General features: G+C 61.5%; 19 protein-coding genes. 8 read left to right on the forward strand and 11 right to left on the reverse strand.

Going from position 1 to position 23,559, the window contains the following annotated elements; all coding sequences use genetic code 11:
• Nucleotides 1–55: 55 nt before the first annotated feature.
• From AC4PS6_RS28630 to gap, 5 genes are all read right to left on the reverse strand, one after another.
• Complete coding sequence (locus AC4PS6_RS28630) at nucleotides 56–664, reverse strand: biliverdin-producing heme oxygenase (protein ID WP_014719756.1); 609 nt, start codon at nucleotides 662–664, stop codon at nucleotides 56–58.
• A 137-nt stretch (nucleotides 665–801) separates the two neighbouring features.
• Entirely contained in the window at nucleotides 802–3,366 is a 2,565-nt protein-coding gene (locus AC4PS6_RS28635) for a TonB-dependent receptor (RefSeq protein WP_336827415.1), read from the reverse strand.
• A gap of 115 nt (nucleotides 3,367–3,481) precedes the next feature.
• Nucleotides 3,482–4,450: a FecR family protein gene (locus AC4PS6_RS28640; protein ID WP_019817338.1), complete on the reverse strand. Its 969-nt coding sequence runs from the start codon at nucleotides 4,448–4,450 to the stop codon at nucleotides 3,482–3,484.
• A 74-nt stretch (nucleotides 4,451–4,524) separates the two neighbouring features.
• Nucleotides 4,525–5,043, reverse strand: a complete 519-nt coding sequence (locus tag AC4PS6_RS28645; protein WP_003193922.1) for an RNA polymerase sigma factor — start codon at nucleotides 5,041–5,043, stop codon at nucleotides 4,525–4,527.
• A gap of 221 nt (nucleotides 5,044–5,264) precedes the next feature.
• Nucleotides 5,265–6,266 carry a type I glyceraldehyde-3-phosphate dehydrogenase gene (gene gap / locus AC4PS6_RS28650; protein WP_003193921.1) on the reverse strand — a complete coding sequence of 334 codons (1,002 nt, stop codon included), beginning with the start codon at nucleotides 6,264–6,266 and terminating at the stop codon, nucleotides 5,265–5,267.
• A gap of 221 nt (nucleotides 6,267–6,487) precedes the next feature.
• Between gap and edd the strand changes: the two genes are divergently transcribed.
• The 4 genes from edd to AC4PS6_RS28670 all read left to right on the forward strand — a co-directional run bounded on the left by edd (nucleotide 6,488) and on the right by AC4PS6_RS28670 (nucleotide 11,599).
• Nucleotides 6,488–8,314 (forward strand): phosphogluconate dehydratase, encoded by a 1,827-nt coding sequence (gene edd, locus AC4PS6_RS28655; RefSeq protein WP_336827416.1) that lies wholly within the window; start codon nucleotides 6,488–6,490, stop codon nucleotides 8,312–8,314.
• Nucleotides 8,311–9,267 carry a glucokinase gene (locus tag AC4PS6_RS28660; RefSeq protein ID WP_014719751.1) on the forward strand — a complete coding sequence of 319 codons (957 nt, stop codon included), beginning with the start codon at nucleotides 8,311–8,313 and terminating at the stop codon, nucleotides 9,265–9,267. The genes edd and AC4PS6_RS28660 overlap by 4 nt, the downstream gene beginning before the upstream one ends.
• Before the next feature lie 138 nt (nucleotides 9,268–9,405).
• On the forward strand, nucleotides 9,406–10,140 hold the full coding sequence (locus AC4PS6_RS28665; RefSeq protein ID WP_003193918.1) for a response regulator: 735 nt from the start codon (nucleotides 9,406–9,408) through the stop codon (nucleotides 10,138–10,140).
• Nucleotides 10,130–11,599 carry an ATP-binding protein gene (locus tag AC4PS6_RS28670; protein WP_014719750.1) on the forward strand — a complete coding sequence of 490 codons (1,470 nt, stop codon included), beginning with the start codon at nucleotides 10,130–10,132 and terminating at the stop codon, nucleotides 11,597–11,599. Before AC4PS6_RS28665 ends, AC4PS6_RS28670 begins: the two co-directional genes overlap by 11 nt.
• 123 nt (nucleotides 11,600–11,722) lie before the next feature.
• On the opposite strand, the gene AC4PS6_RS28675 is transcribed toward AC4PS6_RS28670, so the two are convergent.
• Nucleotides 11,723–12,652 (reverse strand): AraC family transcriptional regulator, encoded by a 930-nt coding sequence (locus AC4PS6_RS28675; protein ID WP_003193916.1) that lies wholly within the window; start codon nucleotides 12,650–12,652, stop codon nucleotides 11,723–11,725.
• A gap of 327 nt (nucleotides 12,653–12,979) precedes the next feature.
• Between AC4PS6_RS28675 and AC4PS6_RS28680 the strand changes: the two genes are divergently transcribed.
• Both AC4PS6_RS28680 and AC4PS6_RS28685 read left to right on the forward strand, forming a co-directional pair.
• Nucleotides 12,980–13,321, forward strand: a complete 342-nt coding sequence (locus AC4PS6_RS28680) for an antibiotic biosynthesis monooxygenase family protein (RefSeq protein WP_003193915.1) — start codon at nucleotides 12,980–12,982, stop codon at nucleotides 13,319–13,321.
• 41 nt (nucleotides 13,322–13,362) lie between these two features.
• The gene (locus AC4PS6_RS28685) at nucleotides 13,363–13,608 is read left to right on the forward strand and encodes a hypothetical protein (protein ID WP_019817340.1); all 246 of its coding nucleotides are present in this window, start codon (nucleotides 13,363–13,365) and stop codon (nucleotides 13,606–13,608) included.
• 125 nt (nucleotides 13,609–13,733) lie between these two features.
• Here AC4PS6_RS28685 and AC4PS6_RS28690 read toward each other — a convergent pair whose 3' ends face one another.
• Nucleotides 13,734–14,366 carry a flavin reductase family protein gene (locus AC4PS6_RS28690; protein WP_014719748.1) on the reverse strand — a complete coding sequence of 211 codons (633 nt, stop codon included), beginning with the start codon at nucleotides 14,364–14,366 and terminating at the stop codon, nucleotides 13,734–13,736.
• Nucleotides 14,367–14,543: 177 nt separating this feature from the next.
• Between AC4PS6_RS28690 and AC4PS6_RS28695 the strand changes: the two genes are divergently transcribed.
• Nucleotides 14,544–15,299 carry a COG4705 family protein gene (locus tag AC4PS6_RS28695; protein ID WP_019817341.1) on the forward strand — a complete coding sequence of 252 codons (756 nt, stop codon included), beginning with the start codon at nucleotides 14,544–14,546 and terminating at the stop codon, nucleotides 15,297–15,299.
• Nucleotides 15,300–15,439: 140 nt separating this feature from the next.
• Here the strand turns inward: AC4PS6_RS28695 and AC4PS6_RS28700 are convergent, their stop codons facing one another.
• From AC4PS6_RS28700 to AC4PS6_RS28715, 4 genes are all read right to left on the reverse strand, one after another.
• Nucleotides 15,440–16,759, reverse strand: coding sequence for an MFS transporter (locus AC4PS6_RS28700; RefSeq protein ID WP_034128609.1), 1,320 nt, complete (start codon nucleotides 16,757–16,759; stop codon nucleotides 15,440–15,442).
• 269 nt (nucleotides 16,760–17,028) lie between these two features.
• Nucleotides 17,029–18,354 (reverse strand): sigma-54-dependent transcriptional regulator, encoded by a 1,326-nt coding sequence (locus AC4PS6_RS28705; protein WP_020301344.1) that lies wholly within the window; start codon nucleotides 18,352–18,354, stop codon nucleotides 17,029–17,031.
• Nucleotides 18,348–20,114, reverse strand: coding sequence for an ATP-binding protein (locus AC4PS6_RS28710; protein ID WP_058409969.1), 1,767 nt, complete (start codon nucleotides 20,112–20,114; stop codon nucleotides 18,348–18,350). Before AC4PS6_RS28710 ends, AC4PS6_RS28705 begins: the two co-directional genes overlap by 7 nt.
• Nucleotides 20,115–20,860: 746 nt before the next feature.
• A complete protein-coding gene (locus AC4PS6_RS28715) occupies nucleotides 20,861–22,384 on the reverse strand; it encodes a fumarate hydratase (RefSeq protein WP_003193907.1) in 1,524 nt (507 codons plus the stop codon).
• Between the two features lie 216 nt (nucleotides 22,385–22,600).
• Here AC4PS6_RS28715 and AC4PS6_RS28720 point away from each other — a divergent pair, with 216 nt between their 5' ends.
• Complete coding sequence (locus tag AC4PS6_RS28720) at nucleotides 22,601–23,542, forward strand: iron-sulfur-binding ferredoxin reductase (protein ID WP_336827417.1); 942 nt, start codon at nucleotides 22,601–22,603, stop codon at nucleotides 23,540–23,542.
• The last annotated feature ends 17 nt before the right edge of the window (nucleotides 23,543–23,559 follow it).

Here is a 23,559-nt window from a genome sequence, read left to right on the forward strand (position 1 = left end):
CACCGCCATCGCAGGCAAGCCAGCTCCCACATTGAACCGCTGATTACCAGAACACTTACGCCAGTTCTGGGGCGCTAGCGTACGCCTGTTCCAGCAACACGGTGAAGCGCACAAACGCATCAATCGCGCCTTTTTCCACGGCAGCTTCTTCTTCGGCACTGAATGCCAGGCCGTCGAGGGTGCGGGTGAAGCTTTTCCAGCCTTCGGCGCGGCCACCGGCCGGCTCGCCCAGGTGGCGGGCACCGAAGGTTTCGCTCAGGCCCAGGCCCACGGCGCGCTTGATCAGGAACGCAGCGCCCAGCTTGGAGCCTTCGGAGACGAACAGCCAGCCCAAAGCTTCGGCTTTGCTGGGGTTGTTCACCGCACCGGCAACCGGGGCCGGGATTTCGGTGTCCAGGTCTGCCAGGTCGAGCTTGGCCGCTTCGGCGCGGCAGCGGGCGGCCAGGTCAGGGATGATCTGGTTCAACTCGGCATCGTTGTACAAGGCCACCAGTTCCGATTGGAACAGGTACTGGGCCACCACGAAACGGGCGAAGTTGGCTTGGGTTTCGAACGGCGCGTGAGCTTTCACCAAGGCGTCGAGCTTGGTGTGCGGCGCGTTGGTGATCTGGTTCAGGCGTTGGGAGCGCAGGCTTGGGCGTTCTGCGGTGGAAGAAGCGGTCATGAAAAAAGTCCTTGAGAAGAGAAGCGCCTGGGCGCCCTGAAGAGAGCTGTTATCAACTAGACGAACAAGAAGACGCGGCACAGTAAAAAATCCTCACCTCGCCGCGGCTGCAAGGGCGGCGAGGTGAGGCGGATGGGTCAGATGTCCCAGATCACGTTGATCGCAAAGTTGCGACCGGGCTGGGTCAGGCGGTCGAGGTTGGCCGGGCCGGTCACACCGGCTTCGCCGACGCTGTCGTAGCTGCGCACGTCATCCCAGTTCCAGTACTTCTTGTCGGTGAGGTTGTAGAGGCCACCGTTGACGGTCACGTCTTTGCTCACCTTGTAGTAAGCGGTCAGGTCGAGGATGCCGAAGCCCGGGGTCTTGAACGGGCCGTCGGTGCCGCCGTCGGGCGCGTGGAAGGTGGTGCTGTCGACGCGGTTCTGTTTTTTCACCACGGTCCAGCTCACCAGGCCACCGTAGTTGTCCTGATCGTAGCCCAGGCCAAACACGCCCTTGAGCGGGTTGACGCTGTTCAACGGCTCGCCATTGTCGTCGTTGCGACCGTAGGTGTAGGCAACCGAGCCTTGGGTATACAGACCCTTCGGCGCGCCGAGGGTATCCAGGTTCAGGCGGCCCTTGGCTTCCACGCCCTTGATGGTGGCGCGCTTGATGTTGACCGCCTGGAACTGCTCCACGGTGCCGCCGACCACGGCGTTGTCTTCGTCGATAAAGTCGCGGTACTTGTTGTAGTACACCGCAATATCGAAAGAGCCTTCGTCGAATTTGCCGCGAATCCCGGTTTCGATGCCTTTGCTGGTTTCCGGCTTGAGGTCGGGGTTGGGTTCGACGGTGTAGCCCAGGTTGAGGTTTTCGAAGCGACCGTACAGTGCTTTGGCAGACGGCGTGCGGAACCCCTCGGCGTATTGGCCGAACCAGGTGTAGTTGTCGGTCAGGGCATAGGTGAGGCCGAACTTGGGTGTGACGCGGTTCCAGGTCTTGTCTTTGCCATCGACGGTATAGGCGCCGGTCGGGTTGACGGTGTTGAGGAATTCCTGGGTCAGCTTGGGCTTGAGTCGGGTGTAGTCATAACGCACGGCGGGCAGGAAGGTCCATTTGTCCCAGGTGATCTGGTCCTGGGCGAACAGCGAGTAGGTGTTGATGGTCGGGTCGGGGAAGTCGCTGGCCTTCTTCACGCTGTCGCTGGCTGATGGGCTGGGCGCGCCGATGGCGGTGCAGCCGGCGCCAATGGCCAGGCACGAGGCCGAGCCTTCGCGTGAGCCGGTGACTTTCTGCTGCTTGAGGGTGGTGCCGTAGGTCACCTGGTGGTCGGTTTCGCCGAGGCTGAATGCTTTGTCCAGTTGCGCGTCGAAGACCCACTGTTTTTCTTCGTAAAGGGTGTCGCGGGTACGCAAGACGCGACGGCCGGCCTGGTAGATTTCGGCGGTGGTCTGGTCGGTCTTGGCGATCTGGTAGTTGAGGCTGGTCTTGATGCGGTCGGCAATCGGCGACTCCAGGGCGAAGGTGTTTTCCAGGCCGAAGCGCTCGCGGGTAATGGTGTCGTTACCGCGACGGTCGCGGTACAGGTTCATGCCCCGACCACCGATGAACGGACCGCCCACTGCGTTTTTCAGATTGACGTCGCGGTCATCCTTGAACTTCTCATAGGTCAGGCCCAGGCGGTTGTCATCGCCATAGTTCCAGCCCAGCTTGGCCAGCACGTTGGTGGTGCGCGCATCTTCCGGGTTGGCGCCGGTACGGGCCAGGCCGGTGGCGTTGTTGCCATCGTAGGACTCGGTTTCATGGCCATTGCGCTGGCTCAGGTGCAGCAAACCGTCGAAGTCTTGCACACGCCCGGCGAAGGTGCCGGAGGTCAGCCAGCTCTCGTCGGCGGAGCTGTAGCCGGTCTTCAGGCGGGCGCCGACGTCTTGGCCTGGTTTGATGATGTCATCCGGGTCGAGGGTGAAATAACTCACCGCGCCGCCGATGGCGCTGCTGCCGTACAGGGCCGAGGCCGGGCCGCGCAGGATCTCCACGCGCTTGACGATTTCCGGGTCGACGTAATTGCGGCGGGTCTTGGCGTAAGGGCCGTTGAAGAAATTGTCCGGCACTTCGACGCCATCCACCTGGGTGAGGACGCGGTCGCCGTCGATACCGCGAATGTTGTAGCCCGCGTTACCCGAGCGCGTACCGGCGCCGCCTACGGAGACGCCGGGTTCGTAGCGCACCAGTTCACGGATGTTGTTGACGTGCTGGCGGTCCAGTTCTGCGCGGTCGTGCACGCTGACGGTGCTCGGTACACTGTTCACATCCTGTTCATTGCGGGTGGCGCTGATGGTCACCTGTTGCAGGGCGAGGGCGCTGCCGGCGCTACGTTTTTCCAGCACGATGTTGTTGGTGCCCAGTTTGCGATAGCTCAGGTTGGTCCCCACCAACAGCCGCTCCAGGGCTTTTTCCGCTGGCAGCGGGCCGCGCACGCCAGGGGACGACACGCCCTGGCCCAGTTCGGCCGGCAGGCCGACTTGCCAGCCGGTCACTGCGGTGAAGGCGTTGAGTGCCGACACCAGTGGCTGCTGTTCGATGCTGAACGTGTAATTGGCGTGGCTGCGAGCGGCAGGTTCCGCGGCGGTGGCGCTCATGACGGGCGTACCAGCCAGCAGGATCGCGGCGGTCAGCAAGGACAAAACGGGCGAAGCAGACCGGCGGTTGAAACGAGAGGACATCGAGAGCGCTCCGGGATACGAATCTTATAGTTGCGAACCGAACCAAATAGGAATCAGTTGCATTGGCTATAACGAGACGTATCGCCGGTTAATATCGAGTAAAAATAATTCTCATTTAGTTCAGGATCACCAGCGCCGGGTACTCCGACAGCTTGGCCGAGGTGATGTGAGCCAGAGAGCGCACCACGTCCAGGGGCTGGTCGAGGCGGTAGTTGCCGGTGACAGCGACGCTGGCCAACTGCTCGTTGTTGTTGACGATCCAGCCGGGGTAATAGCGGCGCAGCTCAGCCAGCACTTCGCTCAGCGGGCAGTTTTCGAATACCAGCCGGCCCTGCACCCAGGCCAGATCCTTGCTGGGGTCGAGCTTGGCCGGTTGGCCGAAACCCTTGGGGCCGATGCGGATGCTTTCACCGGCGCTCAGGCGCACGCGGGCATCGTCGAACGTGTTGCTCAGGTCGACATCGCCGCGCTGCACTTGAACCTGGGCTTCGCCATTGAGGTAGCGCACGGCAAAGGCGGTGTCGCGCACGCTGGCGCGCACCGGGCCCGCGTCGATCTCCAGCGGCAGGCCACGGGTGGGCGCTATTTCAAAGTACGCTTCGCCCTGGTAGAGGCGGGCAATGCGCTGATGGTCCTTGATGGTGCTGGAAAACGCCGAATTGGTGTTCAGCAGCACCTTGGAGCCATCGTCCAGTTGCAGGCGCTGGCGCTCGCCCACCACCGTCAGATGGTCGGCCTGCAAACGCACCGGCAGGTTGCTGAAACTGAACAGGCCGACCAGTAACACGGCGGCGGTGGCCAGGGGTTTCCAGTGCGGTCTGATCCGGCGCCAGCCGCTGGGCTTGCGCGGTGCGGCGAGGGCCACGGCGGCGCTGTGTACCGGCGCGTCCCCCCAGGCGGCCTGGGCCTTGCTGAAGGCGTGGACATGCGCCGGGTCCTGGGCCAGCCAGGCGTCGAACGCGGCCTGCTGCCCAGGTTGCGGGCACTGCAAGGCGATCAGCCAATCGAGGGCTTGGTCCATGGCCGCGTCTTGCAACACCTCATGAGCCAACGCATGGGGGCGCAGTTTATTCGGGTCCGTCACGGTGTTCCTCGGGTCTTCGCCACGTTTTATTCATTTTTCCTACAGCTTGGATCGACACCTCTGTCGGGTGAAGCTTAAGGCTGATCCAGCCGTTCGGCCACACCCACACAGATAGCCATGATCAATTTGAGTTCCTTTTGCACCGTGCTCAAGGACACGCCCAATTGATCGGCAATCTCTTGGTAGCTGCAACCGTGCAGGCGGCTGAGGATGAAAATCCGTTGCTGGCGGGCGCTCAACTGGCCGAGGCTGACACTCAAGTGCTCCAGCAACTGCTCTGCCTGGGTAGCTTCCTCCGGCGTGCTGGCCGGCGCGGCGACGCTTTGCAGGACATCCAGCGGGACATCCTCCTGCAGGGTACGCGCCTGAATCCTGCGCGAACGCAAGTGATCCAGGGCCAGGTTGCGGGCTGTCTGGTAGACAAAGGGTTCAAGGTGGTCGATTGGCCGCTCGCTCAGGGCCCGAGTCACGCGCAGGTAGGTTTCCTGCAACAGGTCCTCGGCAGTGCTGTGGTTATGCACCATGCGTTGCAGAGTTCGTAGCAGGATCACCCGTTGGGTGAGGAAGACGTGGTTGAAGCGAGATTGGCTCACAGTGATACCAGACCGATTTGCAGTGAATGATAATGCTTATCATCAACTGAAATGGCAAGTGGCACTTTGAGATGCCTTGGAGATTGTGTGGGAGCCAGGCTTATGTGGGAGCTGGCTTGCCTGCGATAGCATCACCTCGGTTTGACTGAACGACCGAGTCGCCTGCATCGCGGGCAAGCCCGGCTCCCACACAAGCCAGTTCACACAATCCAGCCCGGGGCTTATTCGGCGTTACACAACGCCAGGCAGTTATCCAGCATACGGTTGGAGAAGCCCCACTCGTTGTCATACCACGCGAGCACTTTGAGCAATTTGCCGCTGACCTTGGTGTGATTAGCGTCGAAGATCGACGACAGCGGGTTATGGTTGAAGTCGCTGGAAACCAGCGGCAGGGTGTTGTAGCCGAGGATCTTCGAATGCTGGCTGGCGTGTTTGAGCAGGGCGTTGACTTCATCGGCCGTGGCTTCTTTCTTCAACTGCACGGTGAGGTCCACCAGCGACACGTTGATCACCGGTACACGCACCGCCATGCCGGTCAGCTTGCCTGCCAGTTCCGGCAGCACCAGGCCCACCGCTTCAGCGGCGCCGGTCTTGCTCGGGATCATGTTCTGGGTGGCCGAACGCGCGCGGTACGGGTCGGTGTGGTACACGTCGGTGAGGTTCTGGTCGTTGGTGTAGGCGTGAATAGTGGTCATCAGCCCGCTTTCGATGCCCAGCTCGCGATGCAGCACCTGGGCGACGGGCGCCAGGCAGTTGGTGGTGCACGATGCGTTGGAAATGATCTGGTGGGATTGACGCAAAATGTCATGGTTTACCCCGTAGACCACAGTCGCGTCCGCGCCTTTGGCCGGGGCGGAGATGATCACCTTGCGCGCGCCAGCGCTAATATGCGCGGCAGCCTTGTCACGGTCGGTGAACAGGCCGGTGCATTCGAACACCACGTCAATCTTGTGCGCAGCCCACGGCAGGTCGGCGGGGTTGCGAATGGCACTCACGGCAATCCGGTCACCATTGACGGTCAGGCTTTCCTGATCGTGGGCAACCTCTGCGTCGAAAGTGCCGTGTACGGTGTCGTACTTGAGCAGGTGGGCATTGATCGAACTGTCGCCCAAATCGTTGATGGCGACGATCTGCAGATCCTGGCGATAGCCTTGGGTATACAGTGCGCGCAGGACATTACGGCCGATACGGCCAAAACCATTGATTGCGATTCGAAGAGTCATCGGAAAGTGCCTGTCGTCGATTTGTTGTAAGAATTACAAGATTATTCGCATAAAAATAGAAAACAAGCCTTTTTAGTGGCAATATTTTGTTCAATCTACAACGAGTGACCTGAATCAACTGGTCCGATGATCCAAACGACCCCCTGCCATCCCATGAGCCGTGGGCGTTTGATCAGCATAGACTCTCAGGTCGCCACATCCGTTAGCCTGGAGTTCTATACATGCATCCCCGCGTTCTTGAGGTCACCGAACGGCTTATCGCCCGCAGCCGCGCCACCCGCGAGGCTTACCTTGCGCTCATTCGCGGCGCAGCCAGCGACGGTCCGATGCGCGGCAAGCTGCAATGCGCCAACTTCGCCCACGGCGTGGCCGGTTGCGGCACCGAAGACAAAAACAGCCTGCGCATGATGAATGCCGCCAACGTTGCAATTGTTTCTTCTTATAACGACATGCTCTCGGCGCATCAGCCCTACGAGCATTTCCCCGAACAAATCAAAAAGGCGCTGCGCGAAGTCGGCTCGGTCGGCCAGTTCGCCGGCGGCACCCCCGCCATGTGCGACGGCGTGACCCAGGGCGAGCCGGGCATGGAACTGAGCCTGCTCAGCCGTGAAGTCATTGCCATGTCCACGGCGGTAGCGCTGTCCCACAACATGTTCGACGCCGCGCTGATGCTGGGCATCTGCGACAAGATTGTTCCTGGCCTGATGATGGGCGCGCTGCGCTACGGCCACCTGCCGATGATTTTCGTGCCAGGCGGGCCGATGCCCTCGGGTATCTCCAACAAGCAGAAGGCCGATGTGCGCCAGCGCTATGCCGAAGGCAAGGCCAGCCGCGAAGAACTGCTGGAATCGGAGATGAAGTCCTACCACAGCCCCGGCACCTGCACTTTCTACGGCACCGCCAACACCAACCAGTTGCTGATGGAAGTCATGGGCCTGCACTTGCCTGGCGCTTCGTTCGTCAACCCGTACACGCCCCTGCGGGATGCGTTGACCCGTGAAGCTGCGCACCAGGTTACGCGTTTGACCAAGGCCAATGGCAACTTCACGCCGATTGGCGAGATTGTCGACGAGAAGTCCATCGTCAACTCCATCGTTGCGCTCAACGCCACTGGCGGCTCCACCAACCACACCCTGCACATGCCGGCCATTGCCATGTCGGCAGGCATCATCCTGACCTGGCAGGACATGGCCGACCTCTCCGAGGTGGTGCCGACCCTGTCCCACGTGTATCCAAATGGCAAGGCTGACATCAACCACTTCCAGGCGGCGGGCGGTATGTCGTTCCTGATCCGCGAACTGCTGGAAGCCGGCCTGCTCCACGAAGACGTCAACACCGTGGCCGGCAAGGGCCTGAGCCGCTATATCCAGGAACCTTTCCTGGTGGATGGCGAACTGGTCTGGCGCGACGGCCCGATCGAAAGCCTCGACGAAACCATCCTGCGCCCGGTGGCCCGTGCGTTCTCGCCGGAAGGCGGCTTGCGCGTGATGGAAGGCAACCTTGGCCGTGGCGTGATGAAGGTGTCGGCGGTGGCCCCGGAGCATCAGGTTGTCGAAGCGCCGGCGGTGGTGTTCCAGGACCAGCAGGACCTGGCCGATGCCTTCAAGGCCGGCTTGTTGGAAAAAGACTTCGTTGCGGTGATGCGCTTCCAGGGGCCGCGCTCCAACGGCATGCCGGAACTGCACAAGATGACCCCGTTCCTGGGCGTGTTGCAGGACCGTGGTTTCAAAGTGGCGCTGGTAACAGATGGGCGCATGTCCGGCGCGTCGGGTAAGATCCCTGCCGCGATCCACGTCAACCCCGAAGCCCAGAGCGGCGGGCCGCTGGCGCGGGTCCAGGATGGCGATATTATCCGTGTGGATGGCGTTACCGGCACCCTGGAGCTTAAGGTGGACGCCAAAGTATTTGCAGCGCGCACGCCTGCCACGGGCCTGTTGGGCAATAACGTGGGAGCCGGTCGCGAGCTGTTTGCATTCATGCGCTTGGCCGCAAGCTCCGCAGAGCAGGGCGCCAGCGCCTTTACCTCTGCCTTGGAGACGCTTAAGTGAAGCTTGCGCTGGTCGGTGACATCGGGGGGACTAACGCCCGTTTTGCGTTATGGCGGGATCAGGAACTGCATTCGATCCGCGTGCATGCCACGGCGGATCACGGCAGCCCTGAAGAGGCGATCAAGGTCTATCTCAAAGAGGAAGGCCTGGAAATCGGCGACATCGGTGCGGTGTGCCTGTCGGTGGCCGGGCCGGTGAGTGGCGATGAATTCAAGTTCACCAACAACCACTGGCGCCTGAGCAAAACCGCGTTTTGCCAGGCCCTGCAGGTGGATGAACTGTTGCTGGTCAACGACTTCTCGGCCATGGCCCTGGGCATGACCCGGCTCAAGCCCGACGAATTCCGCGTGGTCTGCGAAGGCACGCCGGAGCCCTTGCGCCCGGCCGTGGTGATCGGCCCAGGTACGGGTCTTGGTGTCGGCACCTTGCTGGACCTCGGCGCAGGCCGTTGGGCAGCATTGCCGGGGGAGGGTGGGCATGTCGACCTGCCCCTGAGCAGCCCACGGGAAACCCAGCTGTGGCAACACATCTACAGCGAGATCGGGCATGTCAGCGCCGAAACCGCGTTAAGCGGCGGCGGCCTGCCGCGGCTGTACCGGGCGATTTGTGCGGTGGATGGGCATGAGCCGGTGCTCGACACCCCCGAAGCCATCACGGCGGCGGGCCTGGCCGGCGATCCGGTGGCGATGGAAGTATTGGACCAGTTCAGCATCTGGCTGGGCCGGGTGGCGGGCAATAACGTCTTGACCACCGGTGGACGCGGTGGCGTGTACATCGTGGGTGGGGTGATACCGAGGTTTGCCGACTTCTTTATCGCCAGTGGTTTCGCTAAAAGCTTCGCGGATAAAGGCTGCATGAGCGACTACTTCAAAGGTATTCCAGTGTGGTTGGTGACGGCGCCGTATTCCGGGCTGACTGGGGCGGGTGTGGCGCTTGAGCAAGCTTTTGCATAGGTCATAATGGCGCCGTCGCAGGCAAGCCAGCTCCCACAGTCTGGAATGCATTCCAAGTGTGGGAGCTGGCTTGCCTGCGATGACGGCCTAAAGCGCACCCGATGATTTAAGCCAGGCCATAACAACAAGGAGGCCCCCGTGAGCGTAATCAGTAAATCCATTCTCCTCGTCGACGACGACCAGGAAATCCGCGAATTGCTGCAAACCTACCTCAGTCGCGCCGGCTTCCAGGTCCGTGGCGTGTCCGACGGTGCGGGGTTCCGCCAGGCAATGAACGAGGCGCCGTGCGACCTGGTCATCCTCGATGTCATGTTGCCAGACGAAGACGGCTTCAGCCTGTGCCGCTGGATTCGCCAGCACCCGCGCCAGGCGCAGGTGCCGATCATCATGCTCACCGCCAGTTCCGACGAAGCCGACCGCGTGATCGGCCTGGAGCTGGGCGCCGATGACTATATCGGCAAACCATTCAGCCCCCGCGAGTTGCAGGCGCGTATCAAGGCACTGCTGCGCCGCTGCCAATTCGGCCAGGAGCGCAGCAGCGGCGGTGATGTGTGGGTGTTCGATGAATGGCGCCTGGATATGATCAGCCACCGCTTGTTTCATGTGGATGGTGAAGAGGTGATCCTCTCCGGTGCCGACTTCGCCTTGCTCAAGTTGTTTCTCGACCACCCGCAACAGATCCTCGACCGCGACACCATCGGCAACGCCACCCGTGGCCGCGACCTCATGCCCTTGGACCGTATCGTCGACATGGCCGTCAGCCGCTTGCGCCAGCGCCTGCGCGACACCGAGAAACCTCCGCGGCTGATCCGCACCGTGCGCGGCAGCGGCTATCAACTGGCAGCCAGCGTGGTTGCCGGCAATGCCCACTGAAGCGCTGAACGAACGTCGCCGCCGCTTCCCGGTACCCCGCTCGCTGCTGGGGCGCATGTTACTGTTGACCTTGCTGGCGGTGCTGTTCGCCCAGGCGCTGTCCAGCGTGATCTGGGTGTCGCAATTGCGCGCCACCCAGCTTGAGGGCTTGGTCACCAGCGCCCGCAGCCTAGCGCATTCAATGACTGCCAGCGTGAGTTACTTCCGGTCGCTGCCGGTGGCCTATCGCCCGTTGGTGCTGGACCAATTGCGCAGCATGGGCGGCACGCGTTTTGTGGTGACCCTCAATGATCGCCCGCTGGACATGCAGCTATTGCCCGAAACCCCACGCAAGCAGGCGGTGCTGGTGGCAGTGGATGAAGTGCTGCGCCAGACCCTGGGTGCCGACGTGCATATCTCGGTGGAGTTCGTCAGCGCCGAAGACCTGCGCATCTTCAATGCCGGCCTGAAGCTCGACGAACTGCCACGCTCCTGGGCCCATTACGCGTTGACCCTGGAGCCGGTGAACCCGCCGGTGCTGGTCACCCAGATCCAACTGGCACCCGGTGAATGGCTGTACATCGCCTCGCTATTGCCCGAGCCCTACACCAGCCTGGAAGAGCAAGGCCTGCCGTCCCAGCAGGTGTGGTTCATCGTGCTCACCAGCGGTTTTCTGCTGCTGTTCATCGGCCTGCTGGTGCACTGGCAAAGCCGACCGCTCAAGCGCCTGGCGCGAGCGGCGCGGGACATGTCCCTGGGCGCCGATGTGGAGCCGGTGGCTGAAGGCGGCGGCAGTGAAGTGGTGGAAGTGGGCCGTGCGTTCAATGCCATGCGTGAACGCATCAGCCGTTACCTGACCGAGCGCAGCCAGTTGTTCAGCGCGATTTCCCATGACCTGCGCACACCCATCACCCGCCTGCGCCTGCGCGTGGAATTGCTGGAGGACGAGAACCTGCAAAACAAATTCGGCCGTGACCTGGATGAATTGGAATTGCTGGTCAAGGGTGCGTTGCAATGCGTGAAAGACACCGATATTCACGAAAACATCCAGCCGGTGGACCTCAACCACGTCCTCGAATGCCTGGTGGAGCCATACCTGGCACCCCATGGCAATGGCCGAGTGACCCTCGATGGCGCGGCGCTGTCAGCCTACCCAGGCAAGCCGCTGGCGCTCAAGCGTTGCATCGGCAACCTGATCGACAACGCGCTGAAGTACGGGCAGAACGCGCATTTGCATATCGAGGACGATGGCGCGCAGTTCATTCTGCATGTGGATGACGAGGGGCCTGGTGTGCCGCAGCAGCGGCTGGAACAGGTATTTGAACCGCACTTTCGACTGGCCGGCCAGCAGCAGGGTTACGGACTGGGGTTGGGCATTGCGCGCAATATTGCCCATAGCCATGGTGGCGAAGTGAGTTTGCAGAACCTGCGCGAAGGCGGCCTGCGCGTCACCCTGCAACTACCAAGAACCTTGGACTAACAAACACCTGAGATCAAATGTGGGAGCTGGCTTGCCTGCGATAGCGGTGGTTCAGTTGACTCATTAGTGACTGACACACCGCCATTGCAGGCAAGCCAGCTCCCACATGTTGCTCTGCGTACATCAGATGCTCTGGCGCAACCGGGCCAGGTCGCGCAGCGGCGGCGCACCGAACAACCGGCTGTACTCCCGGCTGAACTGGGACGGGCTTTCATACCCCACCCGATAGCCCGCCGCCGAGGCCTCCAGCCCTTCGGCAATCATCAGCCGCCGGGCTTCCTGCAAGCGCAGTTGCTTCTGGTATTGCAGCGGGCTCATGGCCGTGATCGCTTTGAAGCGATGGTGCAAGGTCGAGACGCTCAGGTTCACTTCCTTGGCTAGGTCGTCGATACGCAGCGGCTGTTCATAGTTGCCGTTCAGCCAGGTGATCGCCTGGCTCACCCGATGGCTCTGGCTGTTAGCCACAGCGATTTCATACAGGCGATAACCCTGCGGGCCACGCAGCAAGCGGTAGAGAATTTCACGGTTGATCAAGGGCGCGAGCATCGCGATGTCTTTAGGCGTGTCCAGCAAGCGGGTCAGGCGCAGCACCGCGTCGAGCAGTGCGTGATCGATGCGGTCGACGTACATGCCTCGTGAGGTCGGGCGCGAGGGCACGCCCATCGGCCCGGCCTCTGCGATCAGCGCGGTGAGCTGCGCCGGGTCGATATTGATACGCACCGAGAGGTTCGGGTCCTCGGCGGTGGCGTCAATAATGCGGCCGGCCACCGGCATCGCCACCGAGAACACCAGGTAGTTGAGCGGGTCGTAGGCAAAGATCTCGTCGGCCAGGCGCACTTCCTTACTGCCACTGGCTAGGATGCACAGCGCGGGTTCCACCAGCACCGGCATGAAATCCCGGGGCGCGTTGTGGCGGTTCAGGTACAGCGAGGTGATCGCCGTGCCGTAGGAGCCGTCCTCCCAGGTATGGCGGTGCACGATACTGGCCAGCTCGGCGCGTTGTTTCTCCATCTCGGCATCGAGGGGAACGGGCTTGGATTCGGGCGACGGCATGGGGCGTCCTCTACACGCGGCTTTGATGGGCTCAGCTTAGCGGCGGCTTTTCAAAAAGTGTTACGTCGATTCTGCAGCATCCTTGCCTGATCCTGCGAGATCGCGTGAATCAGGCAAGTACGCAGCCTGTCATCTGCCTGAAACATGGGGCCTGGGCCTGGAATAAATTCTGAGACCGAACGTCCTCCCTACGCTTCTCGCAGGATTGTGCAATAAGCCTGCAGGAATTGACTAACCGCGCTTACCGCCGCGCCGTTATCTTTGATCCTGTGGCAACACGCCCTCATTGTGCTTGCCGAGCATCACTTCTCAACGGGAGAGTCGAACATGTCCACCCCCATTCCCGCGAGCCATATGGCCTTTATCCGCGCCCGTAGCGGGTGCAGCACCGAACTCGGTGCACGCTTGAGCAGTTTGATCGAACCGGGTCGCCAGGCCCAGGGTTGCCTGCAATTCTCGTTGCAGCACTCCCAGGTCGACCCCGATGTATGGCTGGTATCCGGGTTCTGGAGCAGCGAGCAGGCCATGAGCGCCTACTTCAACTCTCCGGCCCTGATGATCTTCACTGAGCTTCTGAACGACATGGTCGTGCGCAGCATGGACTTCCAGACCTTCACCGACGCATCGGCGGCACAGGCCTACGGCGAGTACCTGCAACTGGCCGGTTAACGGTTAGAATGGCCGACTTTCCATTGGCCAGGACTTGCAACATGGCACGTAAACAATTTGCCCACCACGAAGCCGTTTCCGCCGTAGTACCGGGCGAAGGTGGCTACAGCGCCGCCGTCGCCGTCAAGGCACTGGATGGCATGGGCGCACCCAGGTTTCACAAGATCCTTGATGGGCAGACGTTCAAGACAGCGTCCGATGCCGATGATGCGGCGACGTTGCAACTCGAGCATCTGGTCGATGTGGATGCAGAAGGCCAACTGACCTGGGCGACTGCTGAACGCTGAGGCAGCACACCTAACCAATGTGGGAGCTGGCTTGCCTGCGATAGCGGTGTATCAGTCACTCTTGGGTTAACTGACCCACCGCTATCGCAGGCAAGCCAGCTCCCACAGTTTTGATTGCATTGCAGTCAGGGTTTGGTGGCGCCTGGGCGGTACATCTTGAACAGCGCTTCTGGCCCCAGCTGGAAATAATCCGCCGGGCCACCCCCGCGTAAAATCGGCTCGGCGGCAGCGGTGTCGTAGATCCCGTCCTTGAGCAACCATTTGGCGATGTGCACCGCAACCACCTCGCCCAGCACCAGCCAGCTCGGCACCAACTGTTGGTCGGCACGTTGCAGCTGGATGATCTGCGTCACCTTGCACTCGAACGACACCGGGCTCTCGCCCACCCGTGGTACGCCAACGATTTTCGAAGCCACCGGCGTCAAGCCGGAGAGTTCGAATTCATTCACCTCGGGCGATACGGCCGCGCAGCTCTGGTTCATCTGCTCGGCCAGTGGTCGGGTGGCCAGGTTCCAGACGAATTCGCCGGTCTGTTCGATATTGTTCAGGCTGTCTTTACGCCCGACACTGGAAAACCCAATGATCGGCGGAATGTAGTTGAATGCGTTGAAGAAACTGTAGGGCGCCAGGTTCAGGCGGCCTTCGCGGTCGTGCGAGGAGATCCAGCCAATCGGGCGTGGGCCGACGATGGCATTGAACGGGTCATGGGGCAGGCCGTGGCCGTTGGCGGGTTCGTAAAAGTGGATGTCGTCAGGCATGGCCGGGGTTCCTGCTACGCGGTTTGGGAGGCGGTCATAGTGCAATTCATGGCGGTGAATTTCCATCGTGCCCATGGATTTTTCATACATCTGCCACCTATTTTTCACAGTTTCCCCTTCAGTCTGCGCCCAAGGTCAATACCCCCTATAAGACTGAGCCTTGGAGCTATCTACTGCATGAATAAACTTCCTCAGATCACCCTGGCGTTCTGGGTCATGAAAATCTGCGCAACTACCTTGGGCGAAACCGCCGGGGACTTGCTGTCGATGACCTTGAACGTTGGCTACGCCATCAGCTCCATGATCCTCATTAGCGTGTTCCTGGTGACCCTGGTGACGCAACTCTGGTCGAAAACCTACAACCCGGTGCTGTACTGGATCGTGATTTTGTCTACCAGTACTGCGGGTACCACGATGTCCGACTTCATGGACCGCACGCTGGGACTGGGCTACGCCACCGGGTCGATGATCCTGATCGTGATCCTGATGATCATCTTTGCATTGTGGCACCTCAGTGGTGACTCGCTGAACGTGAACAAGGTGCAGACCTTCCGAGGGGAGCTGTTTTACTGGATGGCGATCCTGTTCTCCAACACCTTGGGCACCGCATTGGGCGATTTCCTCGCGGACGATTCGGGGCTGGGCTTCGCCGGTGGCGCATTGTTGATAGGCTCAACCATCGCCGCGGTGGTGGTACTCAAGTACTTCACCCGCATCTCGTCGGTATTGTTGTTCTGGGTGGCGTTTGTACTGACACGGCCGTTTGGCGCGACCTTGGGGGATTTTCTGACCAAACCCCATGAAAAAGGCGGCTTGGATTTCGGCACCATCGGTTCGTCCGCGGTATTGGCTGCGGTGCTGGTGGTGATGATTGCTGGCGCGTCGTATGCGCAGCGGCGCTATGGGCGCAATGAGGCCGCAGAGTTGTCCTAAGGCTAAATGAGGGAGCGGGCTTGCTGTGGCGAGGGAGCTTGCTCCCGTTCGACAGCGTAGCTGGAGCCAGCTTTTTGGGGGCGCTTCGCACCCCAGCGCAAGCAAGCTTGCTCGCCACAGCAAGCCCGCTCCCACATTTTTTAGTCGGTGGTGATGCGTGAGTGTTTACGCGTGTCTTTCATGGTCACGTAGACCATCAACGACACGGCGATACACGCGGTCACGTACCAGTAGTAGCCCGTTTCCATACCGATGCTCTTGAACCACAGCGCGATGTATTCAGCGGTACCGCCGAAGATCGACACGGTCAGGGCATACGGCAGGCCCACGCCCAGTGCGCGGATTTCGGTCGGGAACAGCTCGGCCTTCACCACGGCGTTGATCGAGGTGTAGCCGCTGACGATGATCAGCGCCGCCATGATCAGGAAGAACGCGCCCCACCAGCTCTGGATGGTGTGCAGGGTGGTGAGGATCGGCACAGTGAACAGGGTGCCAAGCACGCCGAAGGCGATCAGGATCGGGCGGCGGCCGATTTTATCCGACAGCCCGCCGATGATCGGTTGCAGGCACATGAACAGAAACAGCGTCGCCGCCGAGATGGTGGTGGAGTCGGAGATGCTCATGCCGACCGTGTTCACCAGGTATTTCTGCATGTAGGTGGTGTAGGTGTAGAACGCCAGGGTGCCGCCCATGGTCAGGCCGACCACGGTCATCAGTTCCTTGGGGTGACGCATCAAGGTGCGCATTGCGCTTTCCTTGGCTTTTTCTTTCTTGGTGAACGACTCGGTTTCTTCCATGCCGCGACGCAGGTACAGCGCGACCACTGCGCACAGGGCGCCGATGGCGAACGGGATGCGCCAGCCCCAGGCGTACAGTTGTTCGGTAGTCAGCACCTGTTGCAGCACGATCAGCACCGCCAGCGCGATGAGCTGGCCGGAGATCAGGGTCACGTACTGGAAGCTTGAGTAGAACCCGCGACGTTCCTTGGTGGCCATCTCACTGAGATAGGTGGCAGAGGTGCCGTATTCGCCGCCGACCGACAGGCCCTGCAGCAGGCGGGCAAACACCAGCAGGATCGGCGCACCGATACCAATGATTTCATAGCCTGGGCTCAGGGCAATCAGCAGCGAGCCGAAGCACATCAGGTACACCGAGGCCATCAAGGCTTTTTTACGCCCGACTTTGTCGGCGTAGAGGCCCATCAGCCAGCCACCGATCGGGCGCATCAGGAAGCCCACGGCGAAGATCGCGGCGGTGTTGAGCAGTTGGGCAGTGGTGTCGCCTTTGGGGAAGAAGGCTTTGGCGAAGTACAGCGAGAAGGCGGCGTAGACGTACCAGTCGTACCATTCGACCATGTTGCCGACCGATCCGCTGAAGATCGACTTGATGCGGCTGGAGGTGGTGCGCTCCTGCGCTTTGACGGCCGTCGATCCCAGAGGCACGGTGTTGGAGTTATCCATTGAAGGATCCTTCATCTAGTTGTTTTTATGGAGCGGCGCGTGCGCAGCCTGTTGGGGCTATAGCAGGAGCTGTGCCAGGTAGAGGAAGGCCCGCGATAGAAGGGTTGCGGGATTTTATTGAGCGGAAAGTCGCTGATGGTTTTTGGGTGATGAGCGGAAATCCGCTTATGGCTGCCGACGCCATCGCAGGCAAGCCAGCTCCCACACCTGCTGTGTTCACAGACCAAAATGTGGGAGCGGGCTTGCCCGCGATGGTGATCCAAATATCGCTACACAAACATCTCCCTTACCAACCCATGCCGCTGCATCTTCTCATTGAAGGTACGGCGCGGCAGTTGCAACTCGGCCAGCACCGCCTTGATATCGCCCTTGTGACGCGTCAACGCGGCCTTCAGGCAGTGTGCCTCGAACGCTTCTTGCTGCGCTGCTAACGACTGCCCGGCTTCGACCCCTTGCGGTTCCGGCTCGTCCAGCCCCAACACCTGGCGCTCGGCGACGTTGGCCAGTTCGCGCACATTGCCCGGCCAGTCATGGCTAAGCAGGCGCCCCAACTGTGGCCCACTCAAGGGCTCGACCTGGCGGCCCAGACGCTCGGCGGCGCTTTGCGCAAAATGCTCGTACAGCAGGGGAATATCTTCGCGACGTTCACGCAATGGCGGCAGGCGCAGTTGCGCGACGTTGAGCCGATAGGCCAGGTCTTCGCGAAAGCGCCCGGCACGGGCTTCTTCCAGCAGGTCGGGCTTGGTGGCAGCGATGATGCGCAGGTCCACTTGGATACTCTGGTTGGAGCCCAGCCGCTCCAGCTTCTGCTCTTGCAATACGCGCAGCAATTTCACTTGCTGGGCCAGGGGCATGCTTTCGATTTCATCCAGGAACAAGGTGCCGCCGTGGGCATATTCCAGTTTGCCGATACGTTTGCCGTGGGCGCCGGTGAAGGCGCCGCTTTCATGTCCGAAGAGTTCGGCTTCGAACAACTGCTCGGGGATTGCCGCGCAATTGAGGGCCACGAACGGCTTCTTTGCGCGTGGGCCGAAGTCGTGCAGGCAGCGGGCGACCAACTCCTTGCCGCTGCCGGTTTCACCGCGAATCAGCACATTGACCGGCAAACTCGCCAGGTCCAGCACTTGGCGGCGCAAGCTTTGAAGGCCCTTGGACACACCCAGCAGGCTGGACTCCAACTGCGCGCGATGATCGGCCTGTTGATGCAGGCGGCGGTTTTCCAGGATCAGGCCACGCTTGTCCAACGCCCGGCGCAGGCTGTTGAGCAAGGCGTCGGGGCTGAAGGGTTTTTCCAGGAAGTCGTAGGCGCCGTCGCGCATGGCTTCGACGGCCATTGGCACGTCGCCATGGCCGGTGAGCAAAATCACCGGCAAATCGGCATCGCGGCGCTGCACCTCGGCCAACAGTTCAAGGCCGCTGAGCCCTGGCATGCGCACGTCGCTCAGAATCACCCCGGCAAAGTCCTTGGGCAGTTGCGCCAGGCACTCTTCGGCGCGGCTGAACAACTGCACGTCAAACCCCGACAGGCTCAACCATTGCTCGACGGCCGTGCGAATACTGGCTTCGTCATCGACCACAATCACCGCGTTCAACATAGGTCTGGCGTCTCCAGGGCGATAGGCAGGGTCAAGGTGAAAGTCGCGCCATCGCCACGGTTGGCGGCACTCAGGCGTCCGCCCAGTTCATGCACGATAGCGTAGGACACCGCGAGTCCCAAACCGAGCCCGTCGCCCACCGGTTTGGTGGTGAAAAACGGGTCGAACACGCTGCTCAAATGTTCTTCGGCAATCCCGCCGCCGCTGTCGCAGACGCTCAACTGCCACAGCTGCTGATCGGCGTGCAGGCGGATTTCCAGGCGCTTGCGCGGTTTGTCGGCCATGGCGTCGAGGGCGTTGCGCAACAGGTTGATCAGCACCTGTTCCAGGCGGATCGCGTCGCCACGTACCCAGGCCGGGCGGGTGAGGTCCAGCACCACACCGATGGCTTCGTCACGCAGGCGCGCGTCGAGCAGGTGCAAGGATTGGTCGACCACCGTCGCCAGGTCCAGCTTTTCGCGCAGGCCACTGGGGCTCTTGCGCGCGAATGTCTTGAGGTGGCCGGTGAGCGCGGCCATGCGCGTGAGCATGTCATCCAATGGCGTGAGCGCCTTGTAGGCATCGTCCACGCGACCATGGTCGAGCAGCAGCCGCAGCGTCGCCAGTTGCATGCGCTGGGCGGTCAGCGGCTGGTTGATTTCATGGGCGAGGGCGGCCGACATTTGCCCCAATGCCGCCAGCTTGGCCGACTGCACCAGGCCATCCTGGGCGGTGCGCAGCGCCTGGGTGCGTTCTTCGACCAATTGCTCCAGTTCTTCACGGCTGCGCTGGCGCAAGCGGGCCAGGCGCCAGCGCTGGCTGAGGAACAGCACCAAGAACACCAATGCCAGCCACGAACCCGCAGCGGCAAGGCCCGCGTTACGTTGGTCTTCAAAGGCAAACTGGGGTTTGCGCAACAGGTGCAGGGTCCAACCTTCGCGCTTGAGCGGCAGCGACTCCCAGATGTAATTGGCGTTGCCGTCGGGGCCGTTGACGCGGATCAAGTGGCTGTTTTCGTCAAAGCGTTGCAGGGGCTGGGTGTCCAGCGGCTGCAGTTGCTTCTTGTCGTATTGGCGGGTGGCCTTGAGTTCAGCCAGGTCATTTTCGGACAACGGCCGCAGGTTGCGATAACGCCAGCCCGGCTGGTTGGCGATAAACACGATGCCCCGCGCATCGCTGACCAACAGCAGGTCATTGCCCTGTGCCCACTCGCGCTCCAGCTCGGGGAACTCCAGCTTGACCACCATGGCGCCGAGGAACTGCTCGTGCTCATCCACGACCGCACTGGAAAGAAAGTAGCCCGGAATACCCGTGGTCACGCCCACTGCATAAAAGCGCCCGGTGCCGTGGCTCAAGGTCTGGCTGAAATACGGCCTGAACGCGTAGTTGTGGCCGACATAACTGCTGGGCAGGTTCCAGTTGCTGGCGGCCACGGCCAGGCCGGTGCGGTCCATCAGTTCCAGGGTCGAAGACTGCGCAGCGCCGTTGATGCGCTCCAGCTTGCGGTTGAGCCGGTCTTGCGTGGTGGCGTCCAGCGGGCCCTTCAAGGCGCTGATCATCTCCGAATCCAGCGCCAGCACGGCGGGCAGGGCACGGTAGCGTTCGATCAGGGTGTGCAGCGAGTTGGCATACAGCGCCAGCTGCTGATTGGCACGGGCGGCGTCGTCCACCAAGGCCTGGCGTTCGGCATGGCGCGTGGCCAAGGCGGCAGCCAGCACCGCACCGGCGATGATCAACAGAGAATAGAAGGTCAGGCGCAGGGGGCGAGGGATCACGATCATACGATGATGAACAGGCACGGTAAGGGGCGAGCACCATAGCATGGGCAGCTCATATCTTGTGACCAAGGAGCTTGTGGGGGAGCTGGCTTGCCTGCGATGACGGCCTGACAGCCGACATCTATCTACCTGACACCCCACGATCCAACTGTGGGAGCTGGCTTGCCTGCGATGACGGCTTGCCAGCCGACGGCTATCTACCTGACACCCCACGATCCAACTGTGGGAGCTGGCTTGCCTGCGATGACGGCTTGCCAGCCGACGGCTATCTACCTGACACCCCACGATCGCAATGTGGGAGCGGGCTTGCTCGCGAAGGCGGCCTGACAGCCGACCGGGATGTGGGATCAGATTGAGTACATATCCGTTAGTTAGGTAACGGCCACTTAGGGTTCCGCCCTGACGGCGGCTCACTTTGCAAAAGCCGGGATGCCGGCCCAGGCCAAAGTAAGCAAAACGCTCTTGCCCCACCACTCGGCACCTCGCCTAGGCTCGGTGTGCCCGAACGCAGGCTTGAATCCGTGGGCCGCCGCCACGCGCCATCCATGGCGCGGGGCGGCTAACCCGGCGTCCTGCCGGGTTACCCACGAATTCAAGCCTGCGTTCGGCCAGCGTGGTTTAACGGGGCGCCTGAGATCAAGATCAAAAGCAGATCAAGAGCAAGATCAGGAGCAGTCCCTTGCTCCAGGCATAAAAAAGGCGACTGGGCCGTGGGGCCGCAGTCGCCTTTATTTTTTTGGATGAGGTGCTTACTGCACTTCTACCGCCAGGCTGTCACTGATCTTTTTCTGCCAGATGGCAGGACCGGTGATGTGGACGGATTCACCTTTGCTGTCTACTGCAACGGTGACCGGCATGTCTTTGACGTCGAACTCGTAGATGGCTTCCATGCCCAGTTCGGCGAAGGCAACCACGCGCGACTTCTTGATGGCTTGGGCCACCAAATAAGCGGCGCCGCCCACGGCCATCAGGTACACGGCCTTGTGATCCTTGATCGCTTCGATGGCGGTAGGGCCGCGCTCGGATTTGCCGATCATGCCCAGCAGGCCGGTTTGCTCCAGGATCTGGCGGGTGAACTTGTCCATCCGCGTTGCAGTGGTCGGGCCCGCTGGGCCAACCACTTCTTCGCGCACCGGATCAACCGGGCCGACGTAGTAGATAAAGCGGCCCTTGAGGTCCACCGGCAAGGTTTCGCCCTTGTTCAGCATCTCGACCATGCGCTTGTGCGCCGCATCGCGACCGGTAAGCATCTTGCCGTTGAGCAGGACGGTTTCGCCCGGCTTCCAGCTCTGCACTTCTTCCGGGGTCAGGGTGTCGAGGTTGACGCGGCGAGCCGATGGGCCGGCTTCCCAGACGATTTCCGGGTAGGCGTCCAACGGTGGCGCTTCCAGTGACGCCGGGCCCGAGCCGTCGAGCACGAAGTGCGCGTGACGGGTGGCGGCGCAGTTGGGGATCATGCACACCGGCAGGGACGCGGCGTGGGTCGGGTAGTCCATGATCTTCACGTCGAGCACGGTGGTCAGGCCACCCAGGCCCTGGGCGCCGATGCCCAGTTGGTTGACCTTCTCGAACAGCTCCAGGCGCATTTCTTCGATACGGTTTTGCGGGCCGCGCTTTTTCAGCTCGTGGATGTCGATGGACTCCATCAACACTTCCTTGGCCATTACCGCGGCTTTCTCGGCGGTACCGCCGATGCCAATGCCGAGCATGCCCGGTGGGCACCAGCCGGCGCCCATGGTCGGAACAGTCTTGAGCACCCAGTCGACGATCGAGTCGGACGGGTTGAGCATGGCCATTTTCGACTTGTTCTCGGAGCCGCCACCCTTGGCCGCCACGTCCACTTCCACGGTGTTACCCGGGACGATGGAATAGTGGATGACCGCAGGGGTGTTATCCTTGGTGTTCTTGCGGGCGCCGGCCGGGTCGGCGAGGATCGAGGCGCGCAGGACGTTTTCTGGCAGGTTGTAGGCGCGACGCACGCCTTCGTTGATCATGTCGTCCAGGCCCATGGTTGCGCCGTCCCAGCGCACGTCCATACCCACGCGCACGAACACGGTGACAATACCGGTGTCCTGGCAGATCGGGCGATGGCCGGTGGCGCACATGCGCGAGTTGATCAGGATCTGGGCGATGGAGTCACGGGCTGCCGGCGATTCTTCGCGCAGGTAGGCTTCGTGCATGGCCTGGATGAAATCAACGGGGTGGTAGTAGGAAATGAATTGCAGGGCGTCGGCAACGCTCTGAATCAGGTCGTCTTGCTTGATCACGGTCATGAGTCGCGCTCCTCTATAAGGGAACATTCAATAAAGATGGCCTCAGTGTTGCATCGGTCGGCTGAAGCCATCTTTCCAAGGCACGCCAGAATGGTGCAGGCGCGACGCTAAAAAGGCGCGGCAGTATAACCCGGCACGGTGGCCGATACACCCGACTATGGTCAAACTGTCGCAGGCATGATTCCCTGTGCGCGCTCCTTATGATCGAGTCTTTATATGCCTGAACTGTATGTCGGCGAACGCCACTGGTCGGTCACCCCCGGCAGCAACCTGCTGGATGCCTTGAATCAGGCCGGTGTGGCCGTGCCCTTCAGTTGCCGGGCCGGCAGTTGCCATGCGTGCCTGGTGCGTTGCGAGGGTGAGGTTGACGACCCGCAGCCCGAAGCCCTGAGCCCGACGCAGCGCCAGCAAGGTTGGCGCCTGGCGTGCCAGTGCCGGGTCATTGCGGACCTGAAGGTCGACGCGTTTGATCCCCAGCGCGATGGCTTGCCCGCCCAGGTGGTGGGCGCCGATTGGCTGAGTTCGACGGTACTGCGCCTGCGCCTGCAACCAGAACGTGCCCTGCGGTACAGGGCCGGGCAGCATTTGGTGCTGTGGGCAGGGCAGGTGGCACGCCCTTATTCCCTGGCGAGTTTGCCCCAGGAGGAGCCGTATCTGGAGTTCCATATCGACTGCCGTCAACCCGGTGCCTTCAGCGATGCCGCGCGACAGTTGAAGGTCGGTGATCCTGTATGCCTGGGCGAACTGCGGGGTGGAGCGCTGCACTATGATCCTGACTGGCAATCACGACCCTTGTGGCTGCTGGCCTCCGGTACTGGCCTGGGCCCCTTGTGGGGCGTGTTGCGCGAGGCACTGCGCCAGGATCATCAAGGCGAGATTCGCGTGATTCACCTGGCCCATGAGGCCGAGGCTCATTATCTGGCTGAACCCCTGGCAGCGCTTGCCGCGCAACATGGGCACCTCACCGTGGAGCTATGGACCGCGGCGCAGTTGCAGCCGGCATTGGCGCAACTGCGGCTGGTTTCCCGGCACACCCTGGCCTTGCTTTGCGGGCACCCTGCCAGCGTCGAGGCCTTTTCCAAGCGCTTGTTCCTGGCGGGACTGCCGCGTAATCAATTGCTGGCGGATGTGTTCCTGGCTCGCCCTTTTACGTTATGAAAAGCCTGGTCAAGTCG

This window comes from Pseudomonas sp. DW-iso17, from assembly GCF_058725345.1.

Coding starts and splice junctions, on each gene's coding strand:
- AC4PS6_RS28630 (WP_014719756.1), bottom strand. CDS start 664: ATGACCGCTTCTTCCACCGCAGAACGCCCAAGCCTGCGCTCCCAACGC.
- AC4PS6_RS28635 (WP_336827415.1), bottom strand. CDS start 3,366: ATGTCCTCTCGTTTCAACCGCCGGTCTGCTTCGCCCGTTTTGTCCTTG.
- gap (WP_003193921.1), bottom strand. CDS start 6,266: ATGACTCTTCGAATCGCAATCAATGGTTTTGGCCGTATCGGCCGTAAT.
- edd (WP_336827416.1), top strand. CDS start 6,488: ATGCATCCCCGCGTTCTTGAGGTCACCGAACGGCTTATCGCCCGCAGC.
- AC4PS6_RS28670 (WP_014719750.1), top strand. CDS start 10,130: ATGCCCACTGAAGCGCTGAACGAACGTCGCCGCCGCTTCCCGGTACCC.
- AC4PS6_RS28675 (WP_003193916.1), bottom strand. CDS start 12,652: ATGCCGTCGCCCGAATCCAAGCCCGTTCCCCTCGATGCCGAGATGGAG.
- AC4PS6_RS28680 (WP_003193915.1), top strand. CDS start 12,980: ATGTCCACCCCCATTCCCGCGAGCCATATGGCCTTTATCCGCGCCCGT.
- AC4PS6_RS28685 (WP_019817340.1), top strand. CDS start 13,363: ATGGCACGTAAACAATTTGCCCACCACGAAGCCGTTTCCGCCGTAGTA.
- AC4PS6_RS28690 (WP_014719748.1), bottom strand. CDS start 14,366: ATGCCTGACGACATCCACTTTTACGAACCCGCCAACGGCCACGGCCTG.
- AC4PS6_RS28695 (WP_019817341.1), top strand. CDS start 14,544: ATGAATAAACTTCCTCAGATCACCCTGGCGTTCTGGGTCATGAAAATC.
- AC4PS6_RS28700 (WP_034128609.1), bottom strand. CDS start 16,759: ATGGATAACTCCAACACCGTGCCTCTGGGATCGACGGCCGTCAAAGCG.
- AC4PS6_RS28705 (WP_020301344.1), bottom strand. CDS start 18,354: ATGTTGAACGCGGTGATTGTGGTCGATGACGAAGCCAGTATTCGCACG.
- AC4PS6_RS28710 (WP_058409969.1), bottom strand. CDS start 20,114: ATGATCGTGATCCCTCGCCCCCTGCGCCTGACCTTCTATTCTCTGTTG.
- AC4PS6_RS28715 (WP_003193907.1), bottom strand. CDS start 22,384: ATGACCGTGATCAAGCAAGACGACCTGATTCAGAGCGTTGCCGACGCC.
- AC4PS6_RS28720 (WP_336827417.1), top strand. CDS start 22,601: ATGCCTGAACTGTATGTCGGCGAACGCCACTGGTCGGTCACCCCCGGC.